Source organism: Bradyrhizobium sp. 25ACV (genome assembly GCF_054863005.1).
In genome coordinates, this window is the sequence record NZ_JAVAYO010000004.1 from 255,940 (window position 1) to 276,855 (window position 20,916).

Below are 20,916 nucleotides of genomic sequence, written 5' to 3' on the forward strand. Positions count from 1 at the left end.
GGCTCGCCATGAGCGACCAGACGATTTTGCGCGCCAGTTTTGTCTCGGAGTCCGCGGCCTATCGCAACACCTTTGGTTGGTACAACAGCTCAACAGGGCTCGGCGGAATTCTGTTTGCAAATGCGGATTCGCAGGGGGCTGGCGCCCTCACCCCCGGCGTCTCCTATGTCGACTTCGCGGTGAACACCGCCGATCTCGGCAAGATCCAGTTCTTTCTCATTCCGGACGGCGCGGCGCCGGGCCGCAACGATGCCGACGATCTCTCCGGCGCCATCAAGGTCATCAAGCTCTCGGACGGCACCTGGGCGGTCGCCGATGTCGATGCCAACGGCAACGTCATCTACGTTGCCGGCAAGCCCGACCTGCTCACGGGCGCCGGCGCCAATGCGTTGTTCACCGAGACCTCCAAGAACGCGGGCGGCGTCGATTATGCCTCCTCGGTCACGGGCAGCCAGCAGACGGCAGCCAAGCTCGCCGGCGACACCGCCGACGGCGCAACCGGCACCATCGCCTGGGAGGACACCGCCGCGACGCGCAGGTCCAACGGCAGCTACACCGCGCCGGGCGACGCCGACTACAACGACGCCGTCTTCCAGGTTTCGCTCGTGCAGAAACCGGTCGCCAATGCTGATGCGGTCACGATCGGCGAGGATGCCGCCGCCACCGCGATCAACGTGCTCGCCAATGACGCCAACCCCGCGGGCGGGACGCTGCGCGTCACCTCCGTCAATACGCACGGAATTTTGGGGACGGTCAGCATCGCCGCCGACGGCCACAACATCGCCTATACGCCGGGCGCGGCGTTGCAGTCGCTGCGCGCCGGCCAGTCCGCGAGCGAGACCTTCACCTATACCGTAACCAACAGCGCCGGCCTGACATCAACGGCGACGGCGACCGTCACGATCCAGGGCGCCAATGATGCCGCAATCATCGGCACACCCTCGGCTGCCGATGTCACCGAGGATTCCCGCAATCCGACCCTGAAGCTCACCGGGACGATCGCGATCTCCGACGTCGATCAGGGCGAATCGGCATTCAAGACCACCGTGGGATCCGCGGTGGGCAATTTCGGCACCCTGTCCCTGAAAGCCGACGGCAGCTACACCTATTCGATCGCCAACAGCGCCGTTCAATATCTCGGCGCCGGCGAAATCAGGGTCGAGACGTTCACGGTCAGCGCGCTGGACGGCACGACCAAGCAGGTCTCCTTCACGGTTCACGGCACCAACGACGCCGCCGTGATCGGCGCGCCTGCCTTCACCACCGTCACCGAAGACGCGAGCATGCCGACGCTGTCGGTGTCAGGCACGATCTCGATCTCGGATGCCGACCAGAACCAGTCCACGTTCCAGGCCGGCGTGATCACAGGGCAGGGCAATGTGGGCGCGCTGACGCTGAATGCCAACGGCACCTACAGCTATTCGGTCGCCAACAGCGCCGTGCAATATCTCGGTGCGGGCGACACCAAGGTCGAAACCTTCACGATCAAGTCGTTCGACGGCACGGCCAAGCAAGTCTCTTTCGTCATCAAGGGCGTCAATGATGCCGCGGTGATTGGTACAGCCACGGTTCACGACGTCTACGACAATCCGTCCGCGCTCGTGCTCACCGCGTCCGGCAGCATCGGCATCACAGACGTTGATCAGGGCGAAGCGACGTTCAAGCCGGCCGTTGGCTCCGCTGCCGGCAATCTCGGCTTCCTGCTGCTGTCGAGCGACGGCAGCTATGTCTACGTCGTGGCCGAAAGCGCTGCGCATAATCTGGCGGCCGGCGCTGTCAAGGTCGACACTTTCACCGTGACCGCTGTCGATGGCACCACCAAGCAGGTCAGCTTCAGCGTTCACGGCCCGGCCGGCGGCAATCACGCGGCGACGATCGGCGATCCCACCATTGCCGATGTGACGGAAGACCTTGCGGCGAACAACGCCGGGAATCTGACCGCCGTGGGCAGCATCTCGGTCAGCGACCCGGATGCGGGCCAGTCGTCGTTCCAGGCCGGCGTGCTCACAGGGCCGGGCAATCTCGGCACGCTGAACCTCTCGGCCAACGGCAGCTACACCTACACCGTCGCCAACAACGCCGCGCAATATCTCGGAGCCGGCGAAACCAAGATCGATACGTTCAGGGTCACCTCTCAGGATGGCACCTCCAAGGACGTCACCTTCACGATCCACGGCGAGAACGACGGCGCGACCATCGGCAATGTTGGCGATCACGACGTCACCGAGGACGGCCAAGTAACAGCGTCCGGGCAGCTGTCCATCGTCGATGCCGACCAGAACCAGGCCGCGTTCCAGGCCGGCGCGATCACGGCCCCAGGTAACTTCGGCACGGTGACGCTGCTGGCCGACGGCCACTACACCTATTCGGTCGATAACGCCGCTATTCAATATCTCGGCGCCAACGACACCAGGACGGAGACATTCACCGTCACGTCCGTCGACGGCACGACCAAGAGCGTCAGCTTCAATATCCATGGCGCGCAGGACGCGCCGAATCTGAGCGTTCAGGACTCATCGGGCGCCGCCGACGGAAACATCACGCTTCACATTGCGGCCGATAGGGTCGACCAGAGCAGCACCTTGTCGGTGAAGATCGAGGGGGTTCCGTCGAGCTTTACGGTCCAGAACGGCGCAGCGATCGGGGACGGCGTCTGGCTCGTGACGGGCGACTCCATTCAGAACGTCGTTCTGATCCCGAACCACGCCGTCGGCAGCGCTGATCCGTTCACTCTGCAAGTCACCGCCATCTCCGACGACGGCGTTCATCAGGCGGTGAGCTCGGCCCAGCTCTCGCTGACCGTGACGTCCGGTGCCAACGAGATCAACGCGCTGGATATCGACGGCTATATCGGCGGCGCGACCGTATTTGCTGACGCCAACAACAACGGAATACTTGACGCAGGCGAGGCGTACACGACGACGCGGGCTGACGGCAGCTTTACGCTGGCGGGCGGCTCCGGTCCGCTCGTGAGTATCGGCGGTGTCGATATCTCGACGGGGTTGCAGGTCGCCGGCGTGCTGAGGGCGCCGGAGGGCTCCACCGTCATCACTCCGCTGACGACATTGATCGTTGCGCTGGTCGATAGCACGGCAAACGACGAGCACCCGCTGACGGTGGACCAGGCCATGAGTGCCGTGGCGGCCGCCTTCGACCTCGATCTCACCGGAGGTGTCGACCTGAGGTCGTTCGACCCGGTGCCCGATGCGGTAAACAACGATCCCACCGCGACCGCGGTGCTCGCGGCGGCCATCCAGGTCCAGAGCACCGTCGCCCAGGTGTCGGCCGTCGGCGTGGAGACGGGCGCGGTCATTGCAGCCATTGCAACCGCCATTACGGCCTCTCTGAGCGGGCCCGGCGCGTCGGTCTTCGATCTGGCGTCTTCGGAAACGGTTCAGAGCGTCGTCACGTCCTCCGGCGTCGACGCGGCGGCCGCCGCGACGGTTGTCGAGGTGGTTGCTGCCGCGAACGACAGCATTCAGTCGGCCACGAACGTCACGGAACTGGCGCAGGCCGGTCAGGTCGCTCAAGGCGCGGCCGCCGACCAACTGGCTGCGACCGATTTTTCGGATCAACAATCGATTGATCAGCTCACAGACCGCTTTGTCGAAAATCTGGACACGGAGGTTTCGAATGCCGTGCTGACCCCGGTCGGGAATGCCCTGTTCGGCTCGCTCGGCGATGACGTGCTTTCGGGCGGAGCAGGCAACGATCTGATTGACGGCCAGGACGGCAACGATCGCATCAGCGCTGGTGACGGAAACGACATCCTCTTTGGCGGCGCCGGCAAGGACTATCTCGGCGGCGGCTCGGGTGACGACATCCTCGACGGTGGCCCGGGCTTCGACCGCGCCGTCTATACCGACGCAACTGGCGGCGTCACGATCAACCTCGCGGCCGGGACGGCGTCCGGCGCGGGCGTGGGAACAGACACCCTCGTCAACATCGAAGCTGCCATCGGCAGCGACTTTGCCGATACGTTCAACGCGGCGGGCTTCACCGGCGACGCCCACGTCCCGGGTAGCCCCGTCGGCTACAACGAGTTCGAAGGCAAAGGCGGCGACGACACCATCATCAGCAACACCAACAGCCAGGGTGCCGAGCTGACGCGCGTGTCCTATGTCAGCGCCACCGGCGCGGTGACGGTGGATATTGCCGCCGGCTATGCACAGGGTGATGCATCGGTCGGTCACGACACGCTCGTCGGGTCCGGCTTCAACGGCGTCTGGGGCTCTGCGTATAACGACACCATTTTGGGCAGCAACAATCCGATGTTCACCGCGGAGGTGTATTCGGGCTTTGCGGGCAACGACTACATCGACGGCCGCGGTGGCTATGACCGCGTCGACTACAATGTCGATTCGAACACGACGACGGGAATTGCGGTCAATCTCGCCGCCGGATCTGTCATCGGCGATTCCACCATCGGAACGGACACGTTGCGCGGGATCGAGGCGATCCGCGGCACCAACTTCGTCGATACCTACAATGCCACCGGTTTCGGCTCGGGCAGCGTCAATGCCGGCTCCAACGGGACGTTCAACGAGTTCACCGGCAATGGCGGCGACGACATCATCACCGGAAACGGCTTCACGCGGCTCGGTTTCAACAACGCGACGGCTGGCGTCCAGGTGGACTTCGTCACGGGCTTTGCCACCGGCGATTCATCCGTCGGAACCGACCAATTCAGCGGCGTCAACGCCGTTCAGGCATCGATGTTCGACGACACGCTGCTGGGCGGGGCGACCAACGACACATTCACCGGCCTTGCCGGCAACGATTATATCGACGGTCGCGGCGGCTTCGACGTCTCGTCCTACAACAACATCTTCTTCATCACGGGAAGCATCACCGTCGACATGGCGGCCGGCATCGTCACCGGAGATGCGTCGAACGGCACGGATACACTTCGTTCGATCGAAGGCATTCAGGGCACCAACTTCGACGACACCTACGACGCGACCGGTTACGGCGCGAGTGGGGCCAATATCGGCAACAACGGGACCTTCAACCAGTTCGAAGGGCTGAGTGGTGACGACGTCATCACCGGTAACGGCAACACGCGCCTGATTTTCGCCAACGCGACCGGCGGGGTGACCATCAATCTCGCGGGTGGCACCGCCACCGGTGACCGCTCGACCGGTCACGACACGTTCACCGGCGTCAACAGCGCCATGGGCAGCAGTCTTGATGACGTTTACGACGCAACGGGTTTCACCGGCGCCAACGGTTTCAACTCGTTCCAGGGCAATGCCGGAAACGACACCATTACCGGCAATGGCAATACGCAGATCCAGTATGGCAACGCGACCGGCGATGTGAGCATCAACCTCACCGCGGGCACGGCCGATGGCGACGGCTCGGTCGGCCACGACATCATCACCGGTGGCGTATTCAACGTTCTGGGGTCCAACTTCAACGACACCGTCGTCGGCAGTGCCAGCAACGACAGTCTCTCCGGAAATCTCGGCAACGACATCCTGGATGGTCGTGCCGGCAACGACTTCCTCAGTGGCGGCGCCGGCGTGGACACCTTTGTCTATGCGAGCGGCGGCGGCTTCGACTTCATCCAGGATTTCGTGCATGGCCAGGACAAGATCGATCTGACCGGGGTCTACGGCATCTTCAGCCTCTCCGACCTGCAAGCGCATGCGGTGCAGAACGGCCCCAACACGGTCATCACCTTCAGCTCGGGTGACGGCCTCACGCTTCAGAACGTCAATCTGAGCAGCTTGACGGCGAGCGATTTCCTGTTCGGCACGCCCGCCGCGCCGATCGTCGGCGACGAGAACGCGAACGACCTTGTCGGCACCGCCAATGCCGAATCCATCAGCGGACTCGGTGGCAACGACCGCCTCCAAGGCCTCGGCGGCAGCGATCTCCTGGACGGCGGCTCCGGCTTCGACCGCGCCGTCTATACCGATGCGACCGGCGGCATCGCCGTCAACCTCGCGGCCGGCACCATCTCGGGACCCGGCGTCGGGACGGACACGCTGGTCAACATCGAAGGCGTGGTCGGCAGCAATAATGCCGACACGTTCAACGCGACCGGGTTTACCGGCTCGACCGGTCTGCCCGGCGTGGCCGCCGGCCAGAGCGAGTTTGAGGGGCGCGGTGGCGATGATAGCGTCGTCGGCGATCTCAACGCCCTCGGGCAGGCGGTAACGCGACTGTCCTATCTGAGCGCGACCAGCGCGGTCACCGTCGACATCGGGGCAGGGACCGCCGATGGCGATGCCTCCGTCGGCCACGACACCTTCTCCAACGTCTCGACGATCTGGGGCTCCGCCTCCAACGACACGATCTACGGCAGCGACAATGCGGCCTTTACCTACGAGACCTATGAAGGTCGCGGCGGTGACGACTATATCGACGGCCGCGGCGGCTACGATCAGGTCACCTACAATTCGGATACGACGACCACCTCAGGCATCTATGTTCACCTCGCCGCGGGCACCGTGAACGGCGATGCGACCGTCGGCACCGACACGATCCGCAACGTCGAGGCGGCCCGCGGCACCAATTTTGACGACACGTTCGACGCGACCGGATTCGGTCAGGCCGGGGCGACCAACGTCGGCTCCTCCGGCGCCTTCAACGACTTCGCCGGCGCCGGCGGCAACGACACCATCATCGGCAACGGCTCCACCCGCCTGAACTACCAGATCGCGGCCTCCAGCGTCAGCGTCGACCTCGAGACCAGCGCCGTCGGGACCACGAATGCGGTCACAGTTGCCGGCAGCGCCATAGGTGCGACCGAGGGCACCGACAGCTTCACCGGCGTCAATGCGGTGCAGGGCTCCACCTTCGCCGATACGCTGCTGGGCAGCAGCTTCAACAACAACTTCACCGGTCTTGGCGGCGACGATTATATCGACGGCCGCGCCGGCTTCGACACGGCGATCTACAACAGCCTCAGCACGGTCACGGGTGGCGTCAGCGTCGACATGGCGGCGGGCACGGCGACCGGCGACGCGTCGATCGGCACCGACACCCTGCGTTCGATCGAGGGCATTCAGGGCACGGGCTACGCCGACAGCTATGTGGCAACGGGCTATGGTCAGGCCGGTGCGCTCAATGTCGGCAACAATGGCGGCTTCAACCAGTTCGAGGGCCTCGGCGGTGATGACCAGATCACCGGCAACGGCGGCACACGACTGCTCTACACGAATGCCACAGGCGGCGTCACGGTCAGCCTGAACGCCGGCTCGGTCACGGGTGACGTCTCGGTCGGGCATGACACCTTCACGGGCGTCAACAGCGTCTATGGCAGCAATTTCGCCGATACTTACGACGCGACCGGCTTCATCGGCTTCAATTCATTCCAGGGCCTCGCCGGCAACGACCTCATCACCGGCAACGGCAGCACGCAGCTGCTGTTCGCCAACGCGACCAGCGGCGTGACCGTTAATCTCGCAAGCGGTACTGTGGACGGCGATAATTCGGTAGGTCATGACACCCTTTTGGGAGGGGTGACCAACGTCGCGGGATCGAACTTCAACGACACGATCACCGGTTCTGGTGGTAACGACCAGCTGTTCGGCAACGGCGGCAACGACTTGCTCAGCGGTGGTGCCGGCAACGACGGCCTGAACGGCGGCATCGGTGCAGACACCTTTGTCTACGCCACCGGCGGCGGCGCGGACACCATCGGCGACTTCCTGCAGACGGACGCCGACAAGATCGACCTCACGGGAATCCCTGGTGTTTCAACCCTTGCCGACATTCAGGCGCTCTCTACACAACAAGGGCCGAACACGGTCATTAACTTCGGCAATGGCGACACCCTCACGCTGCTGAACGTGACGCTGTCGAACCTCACGGCTGCCGACTTCATCCTGGGGCAGGGCGTGAATCTCACCGGCGACGCCGGCGCAAATACACTGGTCGGCACCGCCTATGCCGACATCCTGAGCGGCCTCGGCGGCAACGATCGCCTCAAGGGCCTCGACGGCAACGATCTGCTCGACGGCGGCCTCGGCTTCGACCGCGCCGACTATGTCGCTGCAACGGGAGGCATTACCGCAAATCTCGCGGCAGGCTCCGTGACAGGTCCAGGGGTCGGCACTGACACGCTGGTGAACGTCGAGGGGATCGTGGGCAGCGACTATGCCGACACGTTCAACGCGACCGGTTTTGCGGGCGATAGCGGTATTGCCGGCACCAATGTGGGCTTCAACGAGTTCGAAGGCCGCGGAGGGGACGACACCATCACGGGCGCAATGAACGGCGTGGGTGCGCTCCTGACGCGCATCTCGTATGCCAGTGCAACGGGCAGCGTGACCGTCGATTTGACGGCCCACTCGGCGACGGGAGATGCTTCGGTCGGTTCCGATACCTTGGTGGGTTCGGGCTTTGCGGGTGTTGTCGGCTCTGGTTCTGGCGACCAACTGCTCGGCAGTGCCAATGGCCCAGGAACAGTGGAAACGTTCGAAGGCCGGGCCGGCGACGACTTCATCGACGGCCGGGCGGGCTTCGACCGGGCGGACTACGCGCTCGATCCGGCCGCAGTGGGTGGGATCAACGTTCAGTTGGCCTCGGGAACCGTGACAGGCGACGCCGCGACGGTCGGCACCGACACGCTGCGATCGGTCGAGTCCGTGCGCGGCTCGAACGTTGCCGACGTCTTCAACGCCGTTGGCTTCAGCGGGGGCAGCCAAAATGCCGGTTCCAACCTGACCTTCAACGAATTCATCGGCATGGGAGGTAACGACAGCATCACCGGTAACGGCAACACGCGCGTTGCATTCACCAACGCCACCGGCGCGGTGACGGTCGATCTGCTGGCAGGTACTGCAAGCGGTGACCTGTCCACGGGCAACGATACGTTCAGCGGCGTCAACGCCGTGATGGCCTCGATGTTCAACGACACCATCAGCGGCAGCGACATCGCCACGGCCACGGAGACCTTCACCGGACTTGCCGGTGACGACTTCATCGACGGCCGCGGTGGCTTCGATGTCATCAGCTACAACAACATCTACTTCTCCACCGGCCCGGTCACCATCAACTTCACAGCGGGCACCGCGACCGGTGACGGTTCGATCGGCAATGATACGTTCCGCCGAATCGAGGGTGCCCAGGGCACCACGTTCAACGACGTCTTCATGGCCACGAATTTCGGCGCCGTCGGTTTCCAGAACGGCGCAACCAACAATGTCGGCAACAACGGCAACTTCAACCAGTTCGAGGGCCTGGCCGGCAACGATGCGATTACCGGCAACGGTAACACCCGCATCATCTATTCAAGCGCGACCGACGCGGTGACGATCAACCTGCAGGCTGGGACCGCGGCCGGCGGCAGTTCTGTCGGCACCGATACCTATGTGGGCGTCAACAGCGCGACCGGCAGCAATCTCAACGACACCTACAATGCCACCGGATTCAACGGCGTGACTTCGGCCGGATCGTTCGGCACCTTCAACCTGTTCGAAGGCCTGCTCGGAAACGACACCATCACCGGCAACGGCAATACGCGGGTCTCGTATTCTCAGGCGAGCGGGGGCGGAGTTTCCGTCGATCTTTCGACGGGACTTGTGAGCGGTGCGGCCGGCGCAGACTTCATCACGGGAGGCGTCAACAGCGTCCAGGGTTCGAACCAGGTCGACACGCTCGTCGGCGGCTCGAATAACGAGTTCTTCTTCGGCGGCGGCAGTGGCGACACGATCAACGCAGGCGGCGGCAATGACGGCATCACCGGCCAGGGCGGCAACGATACGATCGACGGCGAGGCCGGCTCCGACATGGCGATCTTCTCGGGTACGCAATCGCAATACACCGTGACGACGGCGGGAACGATCCAGGTTCAAGACAATGTTGCGAACCGCGACGGCACCGACACTCTGACCAACGTCGAAGCGCTGCAGTTCAGCGACGCCATCGTGCTGATGGCGTCGGGAGCTTCGGGCAGCCCGATCGACCTCTCGACGCAACAGTTCTCTAACACGGCACCCGTGATCGGAACGGCTGGAGATGATTATCTTCGCGTCGGAGCCAATATCTTCGGACACGGGATCAATCTGGGCGCCGGGGCGGGCGATACCGTCCTGCTTAACGGCATCTTCGGTAACGGTTACACGCTCAACCTCTCGGGTGTCGAAAACCTTGTCGGCAACGGCAACGACGAGTTCGTCAACCTCACGACGACCGCCAACGGACTGGTCGTCAACCTCGGGGGTGGCAATGATCAGCTCAATCTCGCGGGCGGCGCCAACACGCTCAGCCTAATCGGTGTCGAGGGTGTCGGCGGGTCCGATTTCGGTGTGGCGCCCGGCGTCAACGACGTTCTCACCCTGTCGACGATTGTCACAGGCCTGAACATCAGCCTCGGCAACGGCGACAATACGATGAATCTTGCCGCCGGCGCGAACTCGTTCGTGAACATCTACGACGTCAACCACGTGCACGGAACCGCAAGCGACGACACCTTGACTGTCACCGGCGCGATCGCAGCCGTCAACGGCGTCGCGGTCGACCTCGGCGATGGCGAGGATACGATCGTTCTCAACGGAAACTTCGCGGCATTCGCCGCGCTCGGCGTCGAGCACATCAACGGCAATTCAGGCGATAATTCAGTCAGATTGACGAATAACGTCGACGGCATCGTCATCGACATGGGCGGTGGAAACGATCTGGTGTCGCTCGCCAATGGGGTGAATTCGGTCAGCATCAATGGCGTCGAAAACCTCAACGGCAGTGATTTTACCGGCAATCTCAACCCGTCGGACGATACGGTCACGCTTCTGAACACCGTGTCCGGAGTGTCGGTCAATCTCGGCGAAGGGACGGCAAACGTCCTGAATCTCGCCGCAGGCAGCAATTCGTTCGACAATCTGTGGAACGTGAATCTGCTCAACGGGAGCTCGTCGGACGACATTCTGACGTTGCAGGGCAGCCCGGCGAACGTGATCGATCTCGGCGACGGCAACGACACTCTGAACTTCAACGCGAATGTCTATGACATCACGGTGACCAATGTCGAAACCGTCAATGCCGCCGCGAATTTCGACAGGATCACGATCGGCAATGCGTCAGGAAACACGACGATCACTGCCGGCGCGGGTGCGGATGAGATCTTCGCCAGCGCGGGCCATGACAACTTCCGCTTCGTCAGCACCGCGGATTCCGCCGCCGGCGCTGCGGATACCATTCACAATTTCGACGCTGACAACGACAGCTTTACGTTCTCAGGCATCAGCGTCGCCGGCGGTCACATCGAGTACGTGGAGAATGCGGCGTTGCTCGGCGCCAACCAGGCTTCGGCTCACTTGCAGAATTCCGGGTCGGGTAACGACTATCTTCAGATCGATATTGACGGCGACGGAACGAGCGATATGGACGTGAGCCTGCAAAATGTCACGGGCACACTGCACAACGGCAACTTCCTGTTGGCCTAAGAGCGAACCCGCTTCGGAGAGGCGCCCAAGCAAAAACCGCCGCCACCGGTTATCCGGTGGAGCGGCGGTCTGTAGTCGAAGGGGCTGGGTCGAAGGTGGCTGGCCTCTCTGGGGGCTCTTAGCTAAGCGCTCCCGCGCTCACCGGACGTACCAATAGCCCCACCAGCGTTGGGACACCGGACGGGCCTGCGCCTTCATGGCGGCGACTTCTTCGACGGAGCGAAGCTGCGGGCCGTAGATCGCGGGCGGATAGACGTCATCCCACAGCACGACCCCGGTTTGGGCGTAGGCCGCCCGCTGATGTGCCGGCGCAAGCGCGAGCTCGGCGGCTGGCGCTACGGATGCCGTCAAAGCGAGGCCGAGAGCGGACAGGGCAATGGATGGAATAAGAGCGCGGACGGTCATTGGATTGAATCCCTCGTAATATGAGATGCGAAATAATGCGACGGGTCCCGAATGGTTGCAAGGGCATGGATTGGCCGGTTGGCCCGAAATTTCCTGTTCGTGGGAAGGCGTGCCAGGTCCGTTCGACGGCAGCTGCCTTTGGACAGATCGGGATCGCGAGGGCATCTCTCTATATAGAGTGACTCTCATAGAGCGATCTTGATCGCAGCGGTCGATGCACGGGAGGTTATGCCGCATGCACGTAAGAGGTCAGGCATGAACAATCTTTCGGCGCCCGAAGTCGGCAAGAACCATGATGTCGACACACTGCTCGCTCTTGATGAGTCCCGGACTATCTAGGGCGACTCCTATGACTTCTGCATTCCTCTCCGCTTTCCTTTTCGGCGCTGGCCTCACCTTGGGATACGCGCTACGCGCTTGGCGCGTGCAGCGAAGCCCTGCGAGCTCATCCCGCGGCGCCTCGCGCCGAATGGCCGGACCGACTCCCACCTCGACGTTCGGCCACGCCCGACGAGCCTTTTAGGCAACGTCCGATTCGCTGGCGGGATCTCACTGGTACGAATGGGGCATGACGAGATGAGCGAACCCAAGAAGGATGCGCCGCGGCGTTACATCGTCGATGGCGCCGGACAACGCGTGCTTGTCGGGCTGACGATCTCGGAGACGGTCGAGTTCGAAGCGCTGGATAATCCGAGCTCCCGCCCCGGCGCCGATTTGCTTGTCGAGGCGCGCCGTGTCCGCCAGGACAGACATGGGGAGCGCTGGCTGGAGCTTTACGTCAAGCACGAGCGAGCCTGGAACGATTGGATGGCTGAAACACGTGCGCGGCTGGAAAAGCCCCGCTTGCTCAACTAGATCCGCTCGAGGTCGATGCCATAGTCCGATGGGCAAGCCGTCGCGAACCAAGGCTCCACGTCATACCGCGAGCATGCGGCTGCCCTGGATGCTCATCAGCGTGAGGTTGCCGGTCGCATAGGCACCGGTGTCGATGTTGACGCGGTTCGCCATGAATTCGGCACTACGGACCGGCGTATGGCCATGCACGATATACTTGCCGAACTGCTCCTCGCTCCGCAGGAACTCTTCGCGAATCCAGAGCAGATCGCGCTCCGTCTGCTCGGCCAGCGGAACCCCCGGGCGAACGCCGGCGTGAACGAAGAAGAAGTCCCCGCAACTGAAGCTCAGCCGCAGATTGTCGAGGAATTCCAGATGTTCGGTGGGCATCGCCCGAATCAAATCGCGCAATATCGATGCCGGCTCGTCGCGCTTCAGGTCCGGCGGCGCAAGCCCGTAGGACATCAGCGTCTGGGTCCCGCCGACGGCAATCCAATCCTCGAATAATGAGGGATCTTCGAACACCCTCACCAGAAATGCCTCGTGATTCCCTTTGAGGAAGACTGCGTTGCCCCGGCGGCTCCGTTCGATCAGGACGTCGAGGGTGGAGCGCGTATCCGGGCCACGATCGATGTAATCGCCCATGAAGACCTCGACCGCGTAGCGCGGCCGGCTGCAGGCGACGTCGGCGTCGATCACCCGCAACATCGGCTGGAGGAGATGCGCGCATCCATGAATGTCCGAGATCGCATAGATGCGGACTCCCTCCGGCAATTGCGGTTTGGGAATAGGCGGGCGTGGTCGGGCGAGAGATATCATGGCGCTCAATCGATCGGGTGGTCGAAAAAATTTCCCCAAGTCGCCGGCACCGGAGAGCTTCCATCTAACACGAACGAGGTGAATTCGGTGAGGGAGCGTCCTTGTTCTCCGGCTCGATCACGCCAAAAGAAGGGCGGCAGTTTTTGCCGACCTTGTTCGGCGATCGGCAGCGCGAATGGCGCGGCCCGCGGGAATTGCATCGCTGAAGGCGAGAGTGCAGCAAAGATGCATGCCTTGGCGCAATTTCGCATCGCACGCCCAGATAGAAAATCATCGAAATTCTCGCAAATGACTCATTGTGCTTCGTCGAAGGATTGCATCGCCTGAAAGATGAGCGAAGAGGTGCTCGCGCGATGGCCAAGCATCGCGATGGACGTGGAACTTGATTCAAAATAGGGCAACGCGTTCGCTCGTATGTCATCACTGTGACGACATTTTCAGCGCGTCGAATTTCGCTGCGCATTTCAACATGACGCATGATCCGTGCGCCGCAAAAGTTTTGCGTGCAACGCCACAATGTCGCTGCGATCACTCAACACTTTCCGCGTGGGGCAGTGACGAGTCTTCAGCATCACGATGAGCGTCAGGCACACTCTCGATAGGCAGAGGTTCGAATGGCTGTTGCAACTTATGGTTCTGAAAACGCTCACGCGCTGTCGTCGACGCGAGGTGGCGCTCTTCAGAGGCCATTTCAAATCGTCGTCATGGCGGCTGACTTTCTGCTGATCTTGTTGAGCTATGCCGCCGGGGCTTCGCTGTACGGCGCCGCCGTCGCTTCGCCCACCGACGGCGCTTCGGTGGGAGCGGGGTTGTTTGTCGGCGTGGTGTTCGTCGCAGTCGCCTACTTCCGGGACGTCTATGCCACGCACCGGCTGCTCAACATCGTCTGGCAGCTTCGAAAGGCGGTGTTGATCTGGCTGACGTCGCTGACGATCCTTGCTGTCGCGGCCTTCCTGCTGAAATCAACCGACAATCTGTCCCGCGGCACCGTCATCGTGTTCGCCGTGATCGGCGGACTTGGTCTGGTCAGCCTCCGCTTCGTCTGGCAGGCGGTGTTCGGTACGAGCTTTGCGCGAAGTCGGTTGGTCGATCGCAAGGTGATCCTGCTCAGCCTCAAGCCGCTCGACTTCACCTCCAGCCGCTTCAAGGACCTGCGGAGGAATGGCTTCGATGTCATGCGCCATTTCGTGCTCGGCGACGAGCGGGATGATGGCCATTGGGAGCGGCAGATTCGCGACGTGATCCGTCAGTCGCGCTCGTCCGACGTCGATGAATACCTGCTTGCGATCGACTGGAACGAATTGCCGATGCTCCGCAAGCTCGGGCCATATCTGCGCGCCGTCCCGCAGCCGATACGCCTGCTGCCGGACGATCCGGTCGCCGATCTGGTCGCTCGTCCCTTCCTGCCGGTCAGTGGAACCGTAGCGGTCGAAATCCAGCGCCCGCCTCTCACCATTCTCGAGCGGTTGCAAAAGCGCTGTCTCGACGTCGGGGTGGCCCTGTTCGCGCTCGTAATCTTGACGCCGCTGCTGCTCACCGTTGCCGTGCTGATCAAGCTGGATTCCCCGGGAGCCGTCATATTTCGCCAGTCGCGCCGCGGCTTCAATGGCAGGCCGTTCGAGATCTGGAAGTTCCGGAGCATGACCGTCTGCGAGAATGGCGAGACGATTGCCCAGGCGACCAAGAGGGATGCTCGGGTCACCAAGATCGGGCGCTTCCTTCGTATGACGAGCATCGACGAACTGCCGCAGCTCTGGAACGTGCTGCGCGGGGACATGTCGCTGGTTGGGCCGCGTCCGCACGCACTGGCCCATGACAATTACTATGACGAGATCATCAGCAAGTACGTCTACCGGCATCACATGAAGCCGGGCCTGACCGGCTGGGCCCAGGTGAACGGGTTCAGGGGGGAAACGCCGACGATCGATTTGATGGAGAAGCGGGTCGAATATGACGTGTGGTACGTCAGCAACTGGAGTATCTGGCTCGACCTGAAGATTATGGCCCGGACGGCGTCCGCAGTGATGTTCCAGGAAGCATACTAGTCGTTCAATTTCTTCGCTGTCCGGAACCGGATCCTCAAGGGATCAGGTTCCGTCTCTCGACGACCTGCTGAAGAGCCGCATGATCGCGTCGCGCAAGGCAAGCAACGGCGGCACCAGCACGAAGAAAGCCCCCATCGCAACGGAAACGATGACATGGCGGATCGAGAAGGGTTCGTCCTGCTCGATTTCCCTTTGACTCGGGTCGATGGGCGCGGGTGAGAGCGTCGTCGCCATTGGCTGCCGACGCGGCTTGCGTGGGGGAACCACGATCAACACGAACAGGATGTTGAGCAGAACCCAAATAGTCAAAATCGTCAGGACGATCAGCATTCCGATCCCGCCGGAAATGAACGACAAATATCAGCCGAGGTTATCCTCAGGGAACCCAGAAAGAAAGATGCCCAAAGTTTCAGCATTTTGAAGCATCGAGGACCGGATTGTCTCGTCTTACCGATGAATGATTGCCAATTGGCGCACTGTCCTAGCCACCGTCGCCTTCGTCAATCCTTGCTTTTGGCTAGAACAATAACTGCAAGTTGTGGATTCCGGACGAATACGGAGGCCTCGCCAGTCTGAAGTGGGCTTGGCGCAATCTTCCCTCTCGTGTGCGAAGGCGCACTCGCTCCTCTTCAGGCGACAGTTCCGAGAAACGCGAAAAAAAGGCCCGCTGCCAAATGGCAGCGGGCCCGGTGTCTTTACAATTCGGCTGGGCGCGGCCTCCCCGCCTCCGCCTAGGCATGCTCGACGTAATAGCTGTTGTGGTGCTTGCCCTTGTACGCCTCGATGCGCTTGAGCATCTTCGGGTTGGCGCGGTTGAGCACGGCGCCGAGCAATTTCTTCTGCAGGACTTCCGACCCGGAAACCGACTCCTGAAGAGCGCTTCGTGTCGTCTGCCCCCACTCGATTACATAGACCATGGCATCGATCAGGAAGCTGACGGCCTTTGAATCCGCCACGGGCATCACCGGGGCAAGATCGATCACGATATACTCGTAGTGCTCTTTCAGCACCTTGAGCAGATCGGCCATCGCCTTCGATCCAATGACGTCGGCCGAATTGACCATGCGGGAGGCCACGACGGACGGCAGGAAATCCAGGCCCGTTTCCTTGCTTCGCTGCACATGGTAGCCGAGGCTGGCCGGATCGCTGAGCGCCTCTACCAGTCCGCTCTTGGCGTTCGGCGCGAGCTCTCGCGTGAGCGAACGCGTGTGCAGATCGCCGTCGATCAGGACCGTGCGATGCCCGGTGAGGGCGATCAACTGCGCGAAGTTGGCCGCCACCGTCGTCTTTCCTTCCTTGGGAAGGGACGACACGATGCCAATCACCTTGATCTCGCGGGTCAGGCGCGCAACGTCGATCGACACCTTGATATTGCGCAACGTCTCGGCAAATCGCGAGAATGGATGGTCGACGACGTAGCGGGACAGATCGGGTGGACCGGTCTTCGCGGACGTCGAAAGCAACGCGCCGGTCTTCGTCGGCGGACGAATGTCCGGCAGGACCCCGAGGCACTTCACGCCGAGCTCGTCCTCGACCTCGCCGGGGGTCCGCAACACGTCGCTGAGCAGTTCGCGGGCAAAGGCGGCGCCGAAGCCGAGGCAGAGGCCACCCACCAGGCCTCCCACCAGCGCCAGGACCGTGCGCGGCGAGCTCTTGCGATCCGGCTTGGTGGCGGTGCTGATGAGGCGCGCCTCGCTGAGCGGAAAGCTCTGGTTCTGCGTGGCGCTCTGCAGCTTCTCGAGGAAGTTGTTGTAGAGGTTGCGGTAGGTGTCGGCGGCGCTTTCGAGATCGCGCAGCTTGACTGCAGCCTGGCCGGTATCGCCGGCCTGGGCGACGAGTTCCTTTACGTTCTTCTCGAGCGAGGCTTCTCGGCTCTTTGCGATCTCATAGTCGCTGCGATAGGCGTCGCCGATCCGATGCAGCTCGTCGGCGATGTTCTTGCGCAGCTCCTCCATCTTGTTGGCCAGATTGACCGCAGCAAGATGTTGCTTGCCATAGCGCCGGGACCAGTCGGCATACTGGGCCTGGAGGTCCAGATATTGCGCGCGCAGGCGGGTGATGACCGAGTTGTTGAGAGCATCGGTCACCGTCGATTGTGCGACGTCTTGGTCCGAAATCGCGGTGATCCGGTCGAGCCGGGCCTTGGCTTCGGCCGTCGACGCCCGCGCTTGAACCAGCTGGGTGTTGAGGTCCGACAATTGCTGTTCGGACATCAGGCCGCGGCTGGTTCCGACGATGTTGTTTTCGGCCTTGAAGGTCTGCACGGCGCGGTCGCTGGCCGTTGCCTGCTCGCTCAGCTCGATGCTGCGCTGCTGAAGCCATTCGGTCGCCCGCTTGGTGGACTGATATTTGGCTTCCAGGGCGCCGACAAGGTAGGCGCTGGCGACGGCGTTGACGATCTTGGCGGCCTTGTCAGGGCTTCGCGAGCGATAGTTCAGCGACAAGACATAGGTCGTCAGGACGCGTTCCGTCCTCAGATTCTTCTGAACCTGCTCGACCACGGCGTGCTCGAGCCGCTCCTGCGAGGCCGGTTCTCCGGAGCCGAACAACGCCATGAACTTGCCGAGGGCGATGGAAAGTAGACCCGGATTGGAGCCATTGAATTCCGGATCGTCCGTCAGCTTCAGGCGACGGACGACCGAGAGGATCAGGTCGTCCGAGTTGATGACCTCGACCTGGCTGTCGACGTATCCGGTATCGATGAGGGCGCTGTTGGCGTTGCTGTCCTTGTCCAGCACCTGCGCCTGACGGGTATCCATCATGATGCGGGCATTCGCCGTGTACATGGGTTGCGCCATGATCAGATAGACGAACACCAGCGCCAGCGAAGCGCCGGTGCACACCGCGATGATCGGCCATTGCCGGCGCAGGACATCGGCCACGCGTTCGAAGCTGAGGACTGCTCCGCCGAATTCGATGCCGAATCTGTGGCCCGACTGGAAATGTTCTCTAGGCTGATACATTTGTTAATTCGCTGCCTTTTGACGATCGCTGATCAATTCGGAAGGGGGACGGGCTTGAACGGGTTGGCCAGCTTGGTCTTCCACTCGCCGTCGAGCAGCGCCCCGCCTCGGGGCGGTTGCGCACGGCCCTTGTCTTGCGATTGGGCCTGGGCGCCGGAGGCGTCCTCTCCGGCGGCGGAATAACCTGCTTGCACGTTGAGATCGCCGATCCGCTGCGTGAAATCCCTGATCTTGCGCGCAGCGTCCGGCTTCGTCGACGTGCACCGCCCTTCGGCGATCCTCAACGCGGCGCCAATGGCTGAACGGTCGGTTGAAGTCGACGCCGAGATGAGGGTCTGCACGGACGGCAACACCGACGGGTTCGTGGCGATAAAGGTGGCGAGCCGATATCTCAGCTTCTCCTTGTCATTGCGCAGCTGCTCCAGAAGCGAGGAGGGCGATTTTACGAACGTGTCGAGCTGGAGCTGCGAGGCACGATCCGTAAATTCGACGCACTGGGCGCGGCAAGCATCGATGCTCGACACCATCAAGGCAGAACCTGCCAAGACGATCGGTAGCCATCGCGATCTCGCAAGACGACGTCTTAGTCCGCAACCCATTCGTGTCCCTTCCTCCCTGTTGCAATAGGAGAACACCCGAAACTTGGCAGGTAACTGTGTCAATTTTTGTGCGGCGCAAAAGCTGGGTGCGTGTGCTCGACGACAACGCGTGCATTGCCTGTTTCCCGATCGGTTGCAAAATGAAGATATGCAATGCCTGCGAGATCGGCATGCACGCGCCTAGGAATGTTGCAAACTGAAAACACAAGAGGCATTGCACGTCGAACAAGAGGCATTGCACGTCGAAGTGTCGCGAGCATGCGTCGCAAAACCGACACAAGTCGTCATGCGACTCATTGTTCCCCGCCTGCGAAAATTTATCTGCGCGATATGCGCGGCATCGTGCCTGCGGAGAGATCAACGTGCTTGCGGGCGCGTTGATCGCAACAGCGCCGAATTTAGCGCACACTTTGCACGCAAATACTCGCAATCATCACGTCCGAATTGATTTGCGCGCCGGCGCACTTCGATCTCAAGCAAAAAGTGGCGTGAACTTGGCGCTCGCATGTCCGAATGATCTGCGAGCGTTGAAATTATCGTCGACCCTCATGCGTCGAATGCGAGTCCGCGATCGCAGAGATTGAACGCGCGCAAGACCTGATACACACTGCTGCGGTGCAATAGCTACGGAATGTTGATGTGACGGAGATGATTCATCGTGAGAAGGCGCATGTCCTGCCGCTCGATAGCATTCGGGGCATCGCCGCGACGTCGGTGGTGATTCACCATCTCCTGCTGATGCCGACTTTCCTCGCAGCGTTCCCGCACAATGCGTGGATCAATTGCTCGTTCTTCAGGAGCTCCTGGCTGCTGGTCGATCTGTTCTTTGTTCTCAGCGGGATCGTCATGTCGCTCAGCTACGTCGAAAGCGACTTCGGGCGCTTCTCGCTGCGCGAGTTCATGGTGCGGCGCCTGGCGCGGGTCTATCCGCTGCACATCGTCATGCTGATGGCAAATCTTCTGTTTCGCCTCCTGCGGATCGGTCTGGTCATGGCCGGTGTCGTGGTGGCCGCGCCGGCGGCGTTCGAAGTGAACAATGCCTACTCCTTCGGTCTCAACGTCCTGCTGCTGCATTCGATGGGGTTCATCGACTATCTCAGCTGGAATGCGCCGAGCTGGAGCATCAGCGTCGAGTTCTACACATATCTTGTGTTTGGCCTGATCGTCCTGCTGGCCCAACGCATGCGTTCCCTGCTCTGGTTCTACGTCCTCTGCGGGGCGCTTGCGATCGGCAGTCTGGTCTTCATCATCTTCGTGCTGGACAAGAGGAGCCTCGGGCTTCAGACCGATTTCGGCATCCTGCGCTGTTTCGTGAGCTTCTTTCTGGGCGTGCTGACGGTGAGAATCGTCGATCGCCTGCCGGCCAAGCCGGGCCCTGCCGTGCAGGGCGTGCTGCAGTTCGCCGCCATGATCGCCAGCATCGTTCTGGTGTCCCTGGCGGAGACCAATCCCGCGGCAACCTTCCTCGCGCCGGTGACGTTCGCGATCTTCCTCGGCAGCTTGCTGGCTTTTCCAGATGCGCTGCTGGTGCCGCGGATGCTGGTGGCCGCGCCGCTGGTCTGGCTCGGGAAACGTTCCTACTCCATCTACATGGTGCACGCGCTCGTAGTGCTGCTCGCCGAATATTTCGTGCGGGCCGTGGGGGCGGGGCGAATCGCCGCCCTGGATTCGGTCTGGGCGGGCCTGCCGGCCACACTGAATCTCGTCGTCTCACTTGCTGCCGTGCTAGCGGTCTCGCACTTCACTTATCTCTACATCGAAATTCCCGGCGGCAAGTTCATGCGAAATGTGCTCGGAAGCCGTCGGGATTTCGCGCGATCCCCCGCGCCATCGGCGCGGCTGACGAACTGAGTCG

Annotated in this window: 9 protein-coding genes; 4 read left to right on the forward strand and 5 right to left on the reverse strand. The window is 62.0% G+C overall.

All coding sequences use genetic code 11. The annotated features are described in order from the left end of the window. Positions 1 to 8 precede the first annotated feature (8 nt). Entirely contained in the window at positions 9 to 11,396 is an 11,388-nt protein-coding gene (locus tag RAD04_RS11340; RefSeq protein ID WP_461623858.1) for a VCBS domain-containing protein, read from the forward strand. A gap of 138 nt (positions 11,397 to 11,534) precedes the next feature. Here RAD04_RS11340 and RAD04_RS11345 read toward each other — a convergent pair whose 3' ends face one another. Further along, positions 11,535 to 11,801: a hypothetical protein gene (locus tag RAD04_RS11345; RefSeq protein WP_091956179.1), complete on the reverse strand. Its 267-nt coding sequence runs from the start codon at positions 11,799 to 11,801 to the stop codon at positions 11,535 to 11,537. A gap of 561 nt (positions 11,802 to 12,362) precedes the next feature. On the opposite strand from RAD04_RS11345, the gene RAD04_RS11350 reads away from it, so the two are divergent. After that, positions 12,363 to 12,656 (forward strand): hypothetical protein, encoded by a 294-nt coding sequence (locus tag RAD04_RS11350; protein WP_028141812.1) that lies wholly within the window; start codon positions 12,363 to 12,365, stop codon positions 12,654 to 12,656. A 60-nt stretch (positions 12,657 to 12,716) separates the two neighbouring features. Here RAD04_RS11350 and RAD04_RS11355 read toward each other — a convergent pair whose 3' ends face one another. Further along, on the reverse strand, positions 12,717 to 13,454 hold the full coding sequence (locus RAD04_RS11355) for a metallophosphoesterase family protein (RefSeq protein ID WP_461619751.1): 738 nt from the start codon (positions 13,452 to 13,454) through the stop codon (positions 12,717 to 12,719). 614 nt (positions 13,455 to 14,068) lie between these two features. Between RAD04_RS11355 and RAD04_RS11360 the strand changes: the two genes are divergently transcribed. Then, positions 14,069 to 15,499 carry an undecaprenyl-phosphate glucose phosphotransferase gene (locus RAD04_RS11360; RefSeq protein WP_461623859.1) on the forward strand — a complete coding sequence of 477 codons (1,431 nt, stop codon included), beginning with the start codon at positions 14,069 to 14,071 and terminating at the stop codon, positions 15,497 to 15,499. Positions 15,500 to 15,541: 42 nt separating this feature from the next. On the opposite strand, the gene RAD04_RS11365 is transcribed toward RAD04_RS11360, so the two are convergent. The 3 genes from RAD04_RS11365 to RAD04_RS11375 form a co-directional block, all read right to left on the reverse strand. Then, a complete protein-coding gene (locus RAD04_RS11365; RefSeq protein WP_091956176.1) occupies positions 15,542 to 15,829 on the reverse strand; it encodes a hypothetical protein in 288 nt (95 codons plus the stop codon). Between the two features lie 401 nt (positions 15,830 to 16,230). Beyond that, the gene (locus tag RAD04_RS11370) at positions 16,231 to 18,462 is read right to left on the reverse strand and encodes a Wzz/FepE/Etk N-terminal domain-containing protein (protein ID WP_461623860.1); all 2,232 of its coding nucleotides are present in this window, start codon (positions 18,460 to 18,462) and stop codon (positions 16,231 to 16,233) included. Positions 18,463 to 18,494: 32 nt separating this feature from the next. Continuing rightward, positions 18,495 to 18,989 carry a hypothetical protein gene (locus RAD04_RS11375; RefSeq protein WP_018323195.1) on the reverse strand — a complete coding sequence of 165 codons (495 nt, stop codon included), beginning with the start codon at positions 18,987 to 18,989 and terminating at the stop codon, positions 18,495 to 18,497. Between the two features lie 720 nt (positions 18,990 to 19,709). Between RAD04_RS11375 and RAD04_RS11380 the strand changes: the two genes are divergently transcribed. Continuing rightward, positions 19,710 to 20,912: an acyltransferase family protein gene (locus tag RAD04_RS11380; RefSeq protein ID WP_461624078.1), complete on the forward strand. Its 1,203-nt coding sequence runs from the start codon at positions 19,710 to 19,712 to the stop codon at positions 20,910 to 20,912. Positions 20,913 to 20,916: the final 4 nt, after the last annotated feature.